Genomic DNA, 11,908 nt, shown 5'->3' on the forward strand with positions numbered 1-11,908 from the left:
TGCGGCGCCAGATGCTCGGCCGCGAAATCACGGGCCGTGTCACTGATCGCCCGCTCGTCATCGGTCAAGGTGAACATACAAATCGACCCTTTCAGGTTCGGGTAGTTGGAAGTACTATAGTTGGATATCCATGTAAATTGCCAGTGGGATGTGACCCGAAAGTGGTCGTTCATTGGATTCCCGAGTACGAACCACGAGGAGGTACCGGTGGCCACTACGCAACCACCCCACCCGGCGCCGGCCACGGCGCTGATCGCCGCCGTCCTGCAGACGCAGAAGCTGATCACCCATCACCTCAACTCCACGTTGCGCCCACTGGGCCTGTCGTTCGCGCGGTACGAGGTCCTGGCGATGATGGTCGCCGCGAACGGCCCGCTGCCCATGGTGCGGATCGTCCGTGCCCTGGACCGGCACCCGACCACCATCGGAACGCTCGTCGACGGCCTCGAAGAGGCGGGGCTGTGCGTGCGGGCGATCAATCGCTCCGACCGTCGCTCGACCCTGGTCACGGTCACCGACAAGGGCCTCGAGGTGGGGGCGTCGGCGAGCCGAGCCCTCGACGGCGTCGCGCTCGCGGACCCACAGGACATGCACCGTCTCCACGAGGGTCTGCAACAGCTACTCGCCGCAACCCGGCGGGCATCGACCGCGGCCGCCGAACTGTCGGGAGACCGGCCGTGATCGACGTACGCAATATTCGCTCGGATGATCTGCGGTACCTGCTCGCCGTGGCGCGGACGGGTCGCCGCCAATCCGCTGCGATGGACCTGGGCGTCGATCACACCACCGTCTCGAGGCGCGTGCGCGCGCTCGAGAAGGTTCTCGGCGTCCGACTGCTGCAGCGCAGTGCCGACGGGTGGGAGTTGACCGATGTCGGCCGATCGATCGCGGAGAAGGCGCAACACATCGAGGAAGCCGTTCAGGAAGCGGCCGACGTGGTCCTCGGCATCAGCGAGGATACACTCCGGGGAACGGTCCGGATCACCGCTCCGGACGGGTTCGGCTCGTTGTTCGTCGCTCCGGCGCTGGCCAAGCTGAGAATGAATCATCCGCATCTCGTCGTCGAATTGGTCACCGATACACGGCAACTCAATCTCTATCAATCGGGGTTCGACCTGGCCGTGGCGGTGGGGACGCCGATCACCAGTCGGCTGGTCTCCGAAAGGGTGTGCCAGTACTCGCTCGGGTTGTACGGCAGCGAACAGTATTTCCGCGACCACGGTGAACCCGGCAGCATCGAGGAGCTGACGGCGCACCCGCTGGTCTTCTTCGTCGACTCCCTGCTGCAGGTCGGGGATCTCGACTTGAACCGTCATCTGCCCGGTGTTGCGGCAAAATTTATGTCCACCAACATCTTCGCTCACGTCGCGGCCACCCGGTGCGGTGGCGGCATCGGACTGCTGCCGGCATTCATGGCCGACCAGCACGCCGATCTGCGCCGAATCCTGCCCGACACCGTCGACGTCCGACTCGCCTTCTCCCTGGCCGCTCGCCGCGAAAGCCTGACCAATCCTGCGGTACAGGCTGTGCGACAAGCGATCCAGGAAGAGGCTCTCAGCCGTCGAGAAGAACTGGTCCCCACCAGGTAGTTCCGTCGGTCGGCGTCACGCCTGCGCGGGCACCCTGGTATCGAGCGGATCGGCGGCGTCCACCGCGTCGAGCCAGTCGAGGATCTGTTCGGTGTGCTGCCCGAGCACCGGTGGTGCAGCGTGCTCGGCGCGCACCAGCGAGTCGCCGCCTGCCGTTTCCATCCGCAGGGACGGGCCGGGCAACTGCACAGGTCCCACCACCGGGTGCTCGACCTCGAGCAGCAGGCCCTGGCTGCGGGTCTGCTCCCACTCGTACACCTCGTCGATCGTCCGGATCGACCCCGCGGGAACACCCGCGGCCTCGAGCGCGGCGAGCACATCGACCCGAGTACGGCCGGCGAAGTCGGCCTCGATCGCGGCGATCAGTGCATCCCGGGCGGCGACCCGGTCACGGTTGACCGCGAACCGTGGATCGTCGGCCGACAGGCCGGCCACCGGGGCGAACTTCGCCCAGATCGCCTCGCTGCCGACCGCGATCTGCACGTAGCCGTCCGCGCAGCGGAAACTGCCGTACGGGGCGATCTGTGGATGGTGATTGCCGGACCGCTGCGCGACCTGACCGCCGACGGTCCACTTCGTGCCCTGGAAGGTGTGCGCGCTGACCGCTGCGGCCAACAGCGACGTCCGGACCACCATGCCCTTGCCGGTCTTCTCCCGGGCCGCCAGCGCCGCCGACACCCCGGCCGTGCCGTGGACACCGGCGAGGACGTCCGCGACGGGCACGCCGATTCGCGTCGGTTCCCCGTCGGGGTCACCGGTGACCGACATGAGTCCGGCCTCGCCCTGGGCGATCTGGTCGTAGCCCGCACGCGATCCTTCCGGTCCGTCGTGCCCGAACCCGGTGATCGACAACGTGATCAGCCGCGAGTTGAGCTCTTCGAGCACCTCCGGCGAAAACCCGAGGCGATCGAAGGCGCCCGGCCGGAGATTCTCGATCAGCACGTCCGCCTGACGGATCAGGCGACGCAGTGCGTCCTTGCCGTGCTCGGATTTCAGATCCAGCACGATCGATTCCTTGTTCCGGTTCGCCGACATGAAGTACGACGACTGCGGGTCGTCCTGCGGCCCGACGAACGGCGGCCCCCAGGTGCGGGAGTCGTCGCCGGTGCCCGGGGCTTCGACCTTGATGACGCGGGCGCCGAGGTCGCCGAGCATCATCGCGGCGATCGGCCCGGCCAGTGCCCGGGAAACGTCCAGCACGAGAATGTCATTGAGAGGTCCGACAGTCATGATGCGTTCCCTCCTCAGAGTGTGCGCAGGCGCACGTTGACCTGCTTGGTCTGGGTGAATCCGGCGATCATGCCCTCGAGGGACACCTCGCGGCCGAGGCCGCTCTGCTTGTACCCGCCGTAGGACTGGCCGACCATCTGGCCGCCACCCTGGTTGACCTGCACCCACCCGGTTTCGAGTGCGTGGGCCGTGGACAGGGCCAGGTCGAGGTTGTGCGTCCACACGTACGCGGCCAGGCCGTAGTGCGAGTCGTTGGCCATCGAGATGACGTCGGCGTGGTCGTTCCACGGGATCGCGACCAGGGCGGGTCCGAAGATCTCTTCCCGCGACAGGCGCCAGGTGTTGTCGGCGCCGGAGAAGACGGTCGGGCCCATGTAGTAGCCGTCGGTGTTGCCGATCGTGTCGGGGGAGCCGTCGAGGACGGTGGAGACCTTGGTCGAGCTCAGGCCGTCCTCGAGGAATCCGTTCACCGACGCGAACTGCTTGTCGTTGATGATGGCGCCCATGTCCGTCGCCTCGTCCAGCGGGTTACCGACTTTCAGGCCGGCGAGGGTGGTGACGAGTCGGTCGAGGACCTGGTCGTAGATGTCCTGGTGCAGGAACATGCGGGAGCCGGCGGTGCAGCTCTGGCCCTGCCGGTGCACCCGGGTGGAGAGCAGCAGCTGGTTGATGAAGTCGTCGTCGACGTCGACGTCGGGGAACACGATGGACGGGTTCTTGCCGCCGAGTTCGAGGGAGACGTGGGCCAGGCGGCCGCCGGCTTCGCGGGCGACGTGGCGGCCGACCTCGGTCGAGCCGGTGAAGGAGACCTTGTGGACGTCCGGGTGCTGCACGAGCGCCTCGCCGGCCACCCTGCCGGATCCGGTGATGACGTTGAGGACACCGGCGGGCAGGAATTCGGCGCAGATCTCGGCGAGCAGCAGGACGCTGAGCGGTGCGGCTTCGGCGGCCTTGACGACGACGGTGTTGCCGGCGACGAGGGCCGCGGGGATTTTGAAGCCGGCGATCATCAGCGGGGAGTTCCAGGGCAGGATGGCGCCGATGACGCCGAGCGGCTCCTGCCGGGAGTACTGCAGCTGGTCGTCGCCTGCGGGCAGCACGGTGCCCTTGATCTCACCCGCGACGCCGGCGAAGTAGCGGAACAGGTTCGCCAGGGTGATGACCTCGGGGCGGGCCTGGGTGCGCAGCGCGTTGCCGGTGTCGAGGGCGGTGAGCCGTGCGAGTTCCTCGGAGCGGGCGTCGATTGCGTCGGCGATCTTCGCCAGGATCCGGGCCCGTGCGGTGAAGTGCTGGGAACGCCACTGCGGGAACGCCTTGTTCGCCGCGCGGACCGCCCGATCGACATCCTCGGTGCTCGACGACGGGACCCGGCCGATCACGTGCTCACGCAGGACCGGGGTCGTCACGTTCGTCCATTCGCCGGAGCGGGCTTCGACCCAACCGCCGTCGACGAACATGGGGTAGTCGCGGGCTTCGGGAATCGCGAGATCAGCGAGTGTGGACTGTGTGGAGGTCATGTCGGAATCTCCTTGATAAGGGATAGCTCTGCTGCGAGTGCAGCGAAGACGGAAGCAATTGGGGGCAGTGCTAGGGAGTGGGCGCGACACTTCCGCGCTCGGACAGCGCGTCGATCGCGTGGGCGTAGACGTCGTCGACCTCCCCGTCCGCATCGACCGTCAGCAGCAGTGCCGAGTAGTAGTCGAGCAGCGGGCGGGTTTCGTCGTGATAGACCCGCAGACGTCGACGGATGACGTCCTCGGTGTCGTCGGCGCGTCCGCGGGCGAGCATCCGCTCGACGACGGCATCGTCCGCGATCGAAAAGTCCAGGACGGCGTTGATCTGGATCAGCTGCTCGGCCAGGAATTCATCGAGGGCAACTGCCTGAGCCACGGTGCGGGGGAAGCCGTCCAGAATGAATCCGGCGGTCGTGTCGTCGTCGGCGAGTCGCTCCACCACCATTCCGATGGTGACGTCGTCCGGCACCAGTTCGCCTGCGTCGAGGAACGACTTCGCTCGCAGGCCCAGTTCCGTGCCCTGCGCGATATTGCTTCGGAACAGATCGCCGGTCGAGATGTGGGGGATCTGCAGTTCCGACGAAAGCGACTGCGCCTGAGTTCCTTTACCCGCTCCGGGCGGTCCTGTCAGAATGATGCGCACAACGAATTCCTTTCGCGTCGAGCGGGGATGACGACGGTTATGCCTGGGCGTCGAGGGCGCCGGAACGGATCGCCGTCACGATCGCGGAGAAGTCACGGCCCGGGCCGTCCTGAGCGACGAACTGTTCGTAGAGTTCGGTCGCGCGCCGTCCGAGCGAGGTGTCCACCCCGTTGTCGGTTGCGGCGGCCTGCGCGAGGCGAAGGTCCTTGAGCATCAACGCACTCCCGAATCCACCCGCGTAGTCGCGGTTGGCGGGGCTGGTCGGAACGGGACCGGGGACCGGGCAGTTGGTCGTCAACGCCCAGCACTGACCGGACGCGGTCGACGAGACGTCGAACAGTGCCTGGTCGGTCAGGCCCAGCTTGGCGCCCAGCGCGAATGCCTCGCTGACGGCGATCATGGAGATTCCCAGGATCATGTTGTTGCAGATCTTCGCGGCCTGTCCGGCTCCGGCGTCGCCGCATCGGACGATGCGGGACCCCATGGCATCGAGGAACGTGGCAGCCTGGTCCACCGCGTCGGCCGGACCACCGACCATGAATGTGAGGGTTCCGCCGTCCGCACCGACGGTGCCGCCGGAGACGGGGGCGTCCACTGCACGGTGCCCGGCGGTGACGGCGAGTTCGGCGGCCGCCCGCGCATCGGCGACATCGATCGTCGAGCAGTCGAGGAACAGGGTTCCCGCCCGCGCAGCCGGGACCAGGTCGGCGTAGACGTCGAGCACGTGCTTGCCGCTGGGCAGCATCGTGATGATCACGTCGGCCTCCTCGGAGGCGGCGACAGCACTGTCAGCGAAGGCGATTCCGTGTGCTTTCGCCTTCTCCGCGGCCGCCGGGGAGGGATCGAATCCGACGACCGTGTGGCCGGCTCGCGTCAGATTCGTGGCCATTCCCAAGCCCATGTTTCCGAGCCCGAGGAAAGCGATCTTGCTCATCTGTACTCCTTGTGGTTGCCGACGTTCCACGCACGCGCATCGATCCGGACAACAGGTCGTGGGTGAATCCCGGGCAGCGGGCCGCTGTGCGTCGCTCTCCGCCGGGAACGGTTTCGAGTGTGCCCGCGCGGGGACGATCGCGGAATCACCGAACCTGCAAGGGGGATGTGCAAAATTGCATCGCCGCGGCTCACCGGCAACTCTCAGGCGCCGAAATGCGGGCGAGGTCTAGCCGGACGTTTCGACGTACGACGCCAGGTTGGCCAGCGAGGACGCGATGCCGGCCTCGTGGTCCGTCTGGTCGATGCCGGGTGGCACGTCCGTGGCGGTGACGGTCACCTCGGTCCCGTCACCGGTGGCGGTGAGTTGCCACGTCATCGTCATGGTGCCCGCGAACGACGGGTCGTCGGCCTCGAACACGGCCTGCTGCACCACCCGCTCCGCCGGCACCAGGTCGGCGAACCCGACGTCGACGACATCCGTCGCTGCCGAACTCTTGCCGGGACTGTCGGCGGGGTCGAGGTAGGTGAGGACCATCCGGAACCCGCCACCGGGCCGCGGGTCCCACTGCTCGATCCGGCCCCGCATGCCCTCCGGCGGCAACCAGGCCTCGACGGATTCCCGATCGAGCAGGGCGTCGTACACAGTCGTCGGTGATGCCGCGATCACCCGGCTGGCGCGGTCGGTCCTTCCCATGGGCCGAGTCTAGGGCGGGGTACCCGCGAACTCGGCGGTATCGGGTGAGCTGTCCCCAAGGTGACCGACCGCGCGTCTCGAGGCGGACTGCCCGATCCTCGATGCGGCTACCGACGCCGCCGGTGCGATCGGCGAGGACCGTCGCGGTTTCCATCAGAGGGTAGATTCACAGTGATGTTGTGACGACGATCTCAGTCGTGGCAGCAAACTCGCAAGACTGTGACTGGTGTGATGGTTGAGGATGGTCGGTTGAAGACACGGCAAGACGACACCATGAAACGTGATCTGAGTGCGGTCGGATTGACGGAGGCTCACGAGATCGGCAGTGGTGGATTCGGAGTGGTCTATCGGTGTCTGCAACCCTCCTTGGACCGAACGGTCGCGGTCAAAGTACTCATCGGTTCGATCGACGACGAGAATCGGGCCCGATTCTTCCGCGAGCAGCGTGCGATGGGTCGCCTGACCGGCCACCCGAACATCGTGAATGTCCTCCAGGTGGGTTCCACATCGAGCGGGCACCCGTTCATCGTCATGCCCTATCACCCGTTGGACTCGTTGGAAACATTGATCCGGGACGACGGTCCACTACGTCCCGATCAGGTGTTGAGAGTCGGGGTCCGAATCGCCGGTGCGGTGGAGACCGCTCATCGGCTCGGGATCCTGCACCGCGACATCAAGCCCAGTAATATCTTGCTTTCGAGCTACGGCGAGCCGGCGCTCACCGACTTCGGAATCGCGCACATCGTGGGCGGGTTCGAGACTGCGAAAGACACGATTACGGCTTCGCCTGCGTTTGCGGCTCCGGAGATCCTCAGAGGTGATCCACCGACCCCGGCGTCGGACATCTACAGCATCGGCGCGACCCTCTTCTGCGCGTTGACAGGCCACGCGGCGTTCGAACGCCGATCAGGAGAGAAGGTCGTGGCGCAATTCGTCCGGATCGCGCGGAATCCTCTTCCCGACCTGCGCGAACACGGAATTCCGGACGATATCGCCGGAGTGATCGAACACGCCATGGCACGCGATCCTCATGACCGTCCCGGCACCGCTGTCGACTTCGGTGACGAACTACGCGCCGTCCAAGCGCGGAACGGCATGGACGTCGATGAGATGGCGCTCCTGGGGGAGCAGCCAGTGGCGCCGCTCGGGCGACGCGATGCCGTTTCGACAGAGTCCACCGAGGACACAGGCCGCCGAACCGCGCGTCAGAGTCGCGCCGGAAATCTGCCCCTGGAGTTGACCAGCTTCGTCGGCCGCCAGGTCGAGCTGTCCGACGCGAAATCTATGTTCGACACCGCGCGGCTCGTGACGTTGACGGGGATCGGCGGAGTCGGGAAAACACGGCTCGCGTTGCGACTCGCCGCTGACCTGCGGAAGAATTTTCCGCACGGTGTCTGGCTGGCGGAATTCGGTGAAGTCTTGGATGAGTCGGTCCTCATCGACGTCATCGCCCGAGCCCTCGGTTTGCGAACTGGTCACACGGATCCCATGGACGAGATCGTCCAGTTCCTGATCGATCGGAAGTTGCTGATCGTGCTGGACAACTGCGAGCACGTGATAGCGCCGGTAGCGCGATTTGCAGAGACGGTTCTCCGAACCTGCCCCGAGGTGTCGATCCTGACGACGACTCGCGAGCCCCTGAACATTGCCGGTGAGTCCGTCTTGCGGGTGCCATCCCTGAGCACTCCCGCCGAGGACCATGAGCCCGCATTGATGGCATCACCGAACTACGACGCGGTCGCGTTGTTCGAGGAACGTGCCGCCGACGCGGTGCCGGGATTCGAGCTTTCCGATGACAACATCGACACCGTTGTGCAAATCTGCCGTCAACTGGACGGCCTGCCTCTACCCCTCGAATTGGCGGCAGCGCAGTTACGGGCGATGTCGCTCACGCAGATCGCTCAGCGGCTGACCGATCGATACAAACTGCTCACCCATGGAAACCGTGCGGCACCGGCTCGTCAGCGCACCCTTCTCCTCTGCGTCGAGTGGAGTTACGACCTGTGTTCGGTGCTGGAACAGCAGATATGGATCAACCTGTCGGTGTTCGTCGGCATCATTGAACTCGACGCGGCAGAGGGCGTCTGTGAGGAGATCGATCGAGACGAGCTACTCGACGGCATCTTCTCGCTCGTCGACAAGTCGATTCTCATTCGGGAGGAGCACGGAAACGCTGTCGGATTCCGAATGTTGGAGACGATCCGTGAATTCGGGCGAGTAAAAGCACGCGAATCCGGCGATCACGCGAAACTTCGGCGTCGGCATCATGATTGGTATCGCCAGTTGGTACTCGATGCCGAGAGCGATTGGATCAGCGTCAGGCAACTCGAATGGATCGCCCGACTCGGCCGCGAACAGTCGAATCTCCGCGAGGCCATCGAGTTCGCGGTACTCGAGTCCGACGAACGAATGAACGGCTCCGCGCTCGAGATTACGGCGGCACTGTTTCCGTTCTGGCTTTCCCGCAACCTGCTCAGCGAGGGGAGATTCTGGCTCGATCGCGCCCTGGAAACGCGACCTGTGTGCGCGTCGGCAGATCGAGTCAAAGCCCTGTATGCCAACAGTGTGCTCGCTGAACTGCAAGGCGACCTTTCAGCTGGTTCGAACCTTGTCTCCCAGGGCGAGTTGCTGGTCGCCGAGATGTCAGATCCCGTCAGTGATGCCCGAATGGCCCACGCCAGGGGAATCCTCGAGCTCTACAGCGGAAACATGCTGCCGGCGTCCGAGCGGCTCGAAGAAGCTCTCCAGACCTTCGGCGAACATGCGGACGTCGGGGTGCGTGTATGGATTCTGATGATGCTGGGGCTGGCTTACGAATTGGGTGGCAACAACGAGCGGGCGATCGCGTGCCACAACGAGGTACTCCGCATCACCGAGGCACGCGGCGAATCGGTTTACCGCTCGTACTCGTTGTGGGGTATCGGTATCGCGGTGCTCAGGCAAGGAGATGCCGTTCGCGCAGAGCAATGCATGCGCGAGTGCCTGGAGTTCTGCCGTCTGATCGACGAGCCGCTCGTCACAGCGTTGTGTCTGGAAGTTCTGGCGTGGATCTCTGGTCGGAACAGCGACTTCGACCGAGCCGCCTTGCTGTTGGGCGCGGCGGAGTCGCTTGGATCTGCAGTGGGAAGCTCGCCTCTATTGTTCGAGGAACTTCGCAGTCACCACACCGAGTGCGAGGCATCGGCTCGCAGCAGCCTGGGTGAACGAGGTTTTCGATCGCGGCACCGCAAAGGCTCGCGGTTGGGTGCGAAGGAAGCCATCAAGCTGGCTCTCATCGAGTCCTAGACGATCTCGCCCGGGCCGATTACTGGCCGTACATCTCCCAGGTCAAAGCCTGGTTCATCACCTGAGGGTGCTTTCGCTCGAAGAAGGCGCGGGTGTCGCGCATGTGCTCGCTCATGGCATCCCGTGCACGGTCACCGTCTCCGTCTTCGATTGCTTCGCAAATCTGATCGTGAATTACCGCAACCTGCTTGCGTGAGGCCTTGCTGTACACAACACCCAAGCGTGCGCCGTCGATGATCCAGTCGAGCGAATTGAGGAAGTAGGAGATCAGCGGATTCCGTGCCCCCTCCGCGATCAACTCGTGGAACCTGTGGTTCTCGTAGAGAAACGAATCTTCGTCGGAGAGGTTCGCGCGCATGGCGTCGACCGATTGGCGGAGTCCGTCGATGACCCGATCATCACCGTTCTGCGCGCAGAGGGAAGCAGCGATGGGCTCGATGTATTCGCGGGTCTCCAGCACGGACCGAAAAGGAGTGTCCGAGAACTGCATCAGGAGGGCAAGCGTGCTCGCCAGGTGCCGTGAGTCCGGCAGTCCTACGGTAGGCCCGCCTCCTCGGCCCGGGCGGATCACAATCACGCCCTGCTGCTCCAGCACACGTAGTGCCTCACGAAGAGTGCTTCTCGCGACGCCGAAAGTTTCGTACATGTCCGATTCGACCGGCAGGGGGTCGCCTGGCTTCAGGCCTTGTTCCTGAATCATGTGCACGATGCGCTGAGCGACCATCTCGGCGCGTTTGAGGGGCATCGCGGGAAGGCGTGTCAGTGGGGTGACGTCCCGGAACAGTGGCAGGATCTGGGTGACGGTCTCGCCTGTTGTAGGCGGGCGAGCGGAGCGTGTGCGACTACTGGCCGTAGCCGACCCCGTCACCTTTTTACCTGGCATATGTTCATCATACATTCGGGACCCCTCTCTCATGGGTGCTGCCCCGGCGTCGAGTCCGCCGCCGCCGAGGGTGCCGGCCGAACGTTGATCCCGACCGGGGGTTGACGGAGTGCCTTTTTGGCAGTAAACATAATTATGTTATGCATCTAATGATGTGTTCCGGCTAGTTGGTACCCGAGACCGGCACCTGCCGAGGCGTGATCAGAACCGACACGGAGTCGCTGTCGAGTTCGAAGGGAGTTGGCATGCGAACTTATCGGCCGCATCCGCAACAATCGGGGCGGGCCTGGGAGGTCGCCGATGTGAGGGTGCTGCAACCGCTGCTCCTCGCAGACACTCATGCTGTGGTGACAGGCGCCGGAAGCGGTATCGGGCAGGAAATTTGCGTTCGTCTGGTCGAGCTCGGGGCGACGGTGACGGGGATCGGTCGTAACGAGTCCGCGCTGCAGCGGACAGCGGAGCTTGTGGGAAGTGAACAGGGCAGCTTCCGGTGGTTCTCGGCCGATGTTCGAGACTGCGCGCAGGTTCGATCCATCATCTCCGAGGCGTCGGCCGAGTTGGGCATCGATCTTCTCGTCAACAACGCGGGCGGACAGTTCTATGCTGAGGCAGACCAGATCTCCGACAACGGATTCCGCGCCGTGGTCGACCTGAACCTCAATGCGGTATTTACCGTCATCTCCGAAGCCAAGCAGTTCCTGGCCCGGCGAGGCGGCAGCATCGTGAACATCTCCCTGTCGGGTGTCGAGCGGGGGAGCGTGGGCCTCGCGCACTCGCTGGCGGCCCGCGCGGGCGTGCTGGCGATGACGAAGACACTGGCACTGGAGTGGGCTCATCTCGGCATTCGTGTCAATTGCCTAGCGCCGGGGGTAGTGATTTCCGACTCGCTGCCCGACGATATTGCGTCATCCCTACGGGATCACGTCGTTCCCGAGTCGGTGCCGGCAGGCAGGCCCACCCCGACCGCGGACGTCGCCGAATTCGTCGCGTTCATCGCGTCGCCGGCGGGTCGGATGATCACTGGGCAACTGTTGCAGATCGACGGCGCCGCGCATCTCGGACGCGGTTTGCACATGGTCGACGAATGGCCGCCGACGGAGGAGAGTTGCGACGAATCGCGACGATGACATCCTC

The 11,908-nt window shown here is 64.8% G+C and carries 11 protein-coding genes and 1 pseudogene; 5 read left to right on the forward strand and 7 right to left on the reverse strand.

What is annotated here, in order from left to right; translation table 11 throughout:
- On the reverse strand, positions 1 to 215 hold a 215-nt coding region (locus tag MLGJGCBP_RS52150), incomplete at its 3' end, for a hypothetical protein (protein ID WP_160100623.1).
- On the opposite strand from MLGJGCBP_RS52150, the gene MLGJGCBP_RS32060 reads away from it, so the two are divergent.
- Positions 208 to 681, forward strand: a complete 474-nt coding sequence (locus MLGJGCBP_RS32060; protein WP_087558282.1) for a MarR family winged helix-turn-helix transcriptional regulator — start codon at positions 208 to 210, stop codon at positions 679 to 681. The genes MLGJGCBP_RS52150 and MLGJGCBP_RS32060 overlap by 8 nt on opposite strands.
- Complete coding sequence (locus MLGJGCBP_RS32065) at positions 678 to 1,589, forward strand: LysR family transcriptional regulator (RefSeq protein WP_160100625.1); 912 nt, start codon at positions 678 to 680, stop codon at positions 1,587 to 1,589. Before MLGJGCBP_RS32060 ends, MLGJGCBP_RS32065 begins: the two co-directional genes overlap by 4 nt.
- A 15-nt stretch (positions 1,590 to 1,604) precedes the next feature.
- Here the strand turns inward: MLGJGCBP_RS32065 and MLGJGCBP_RS32070 are convergent, their stop codons facing one another.
- The 5 genes from MLGJGCBP_RS32070 to MLGJGCBP_RS32090 all read right to left on the reverse strand — a co-directional run bounded on the left by MLGJGCBP_RS32070 (position 1,605) and on the right by MLGJGCBP_RS32090 (position 6,606).
- Positions 1,605 to 2,819 carry a CaiB/BaiF CoA transferase family protein gene (locus MLGJGCBP_RS32070; RefSeq protein ID WP_160100627.1) on the reverse strand — a complete coding sequence of 405 codons (1,215 nt, stop codon included), beginning with the start codon at positions 2,817 to 2,819 and terminating at the stop codon, positions 1,605 to 1,607.
- A gap of 14 nt (positions 2,820 to 2,833) precedes the next feature.
- A complete protein-coding gene (locus tag MLGJGCBP_RS32075; RefSeq protein WP_160100629.1) occupies positions 2,834 to 4,336 on the reverse strand; it encodes an aldehyde dehydrogenase family protein in 1,503 nt (500 codons plus the stop codon).
- 70 nt (positions 4,337 to 4,406) lie between these two features.
- Positions 4,407 to 4,976, reverse strand: coding sequence for an adenylate kinase (locus tag MLGJGCBP_RS32080; RefSeq protein ID WP_087558278.1), 570 nt, complete (start codon positions 4,974 to 4,976; stop codon positions 4,407 to 4,409).
- A gap of 37 nt (positions 4,977 to 5,013) precedes the next feature.
- Positions 5,014 to 5,940, reverse strand: coding sequence for a 3-hydroxyisobutyrate dehydrogenase (mmsB, locus tag MLGJGCBP_RS32085; protein WP_328799650.1), 927 nt, complete (start codon positions 5,938 to 5,940; stop codon positions 5,014 to 5,016).
- A gap of 198 nt (positions 5,941 to 6,138) precedes the next feature.
- The gene (locus MLGJGCBP_RS32090; protein ID WP_160100633.1) at positions 6,139 to 6,606 is read right to left on the reverse strand and encodes an SRPBCC family protein; all 468 of its coding nucleotides are present in this window, start codon (positions 6,604 to 6,606) and stop codon (positions 6,139 to 6,141) included.
- A gap of 273 nt (positions 6,607 to 6,879) precedes the next feature.
- Here MLGJGCBP_RS32090 and MLGJGCBP_RS52155 point away from each other — a divergent pair.
- Together MLGJGCBP_RS52155 and MLGJGCBP_RS32095 are read left to right on the forward strand one after the other, a co-directional pair.
- A pseudogene (locus tag MLGJGCBP_RS52155) lies at positions 6,880 to 7,638 on the forward strand (serine/threonine-protein kinase); the annotation flags it as partial.
- A gap of 63 nt (positions 7,639 to 7,701) precedes the next feature.
- The gene (locus MLGJGCBP_RS32095) at positions 7,702 to 9,891 is read left to right on the forward strand and encodes an ATP-binding protein (RefSeq protein ID WP_236581492.1); all 2,190 of its coding nucleotides are present in this window, start codon (positions 7,702 to 7,704) and stop codon (positions 9,889 to 9,891) included.
- A gap of 19 nt (positions 9,892 to 9,910) precedes the next feature.
- Here MLGJGCBP_RS32095 and MLGJGCBP_RS32100 read toward each other — a convergent pair whose 3' ends face one another.
- Positions 9,911 to 10,789 carry a FadR/GntR family transcriptional regulator gene (locus MLGJGCBP_RS32100; protein WP_160100637.1) on the reverse strand — a complete coding sequence of 293 codons (879 nt, stop codon included), beginning with the start codon at positions 10,787 to 10,789 and terminating at the stop codon, positions 9,911 to 9,913.
- Positions 10,790 to 11,019: 230 nt separating this feature from the next.
- On the opposite strand from MLGJGCBP_RS32100, the gene MLGJGCBP_RS32105 reads away from it, so the two are divergent.
- Positions 11,020 to 11,901: an SDR family NAD(P)-dependent oxidoreductase gene (locus tag MLGJGCBP_RS32105; protein ID WP_160100639.1), complete on the forward strand. Its 882-nt coding sequence runs from the start codon at positions 11,020 to 11,022 to the stop codon at positions 11,899 to 11,901.
- The last annotated feature ends 7 nt before the right edge of the window (positions 11,902 to 11,908 follow it).

The sequence above is a fragment of the Rhodococcus sp. T7 genome, assembly GCF_009872365.1.
Classification (GTDB): Bacteria; Actinomycetota; Actinomycetes; order Mycobacteriales; family Mycobacteriaceae; genus Rhodococcus_F.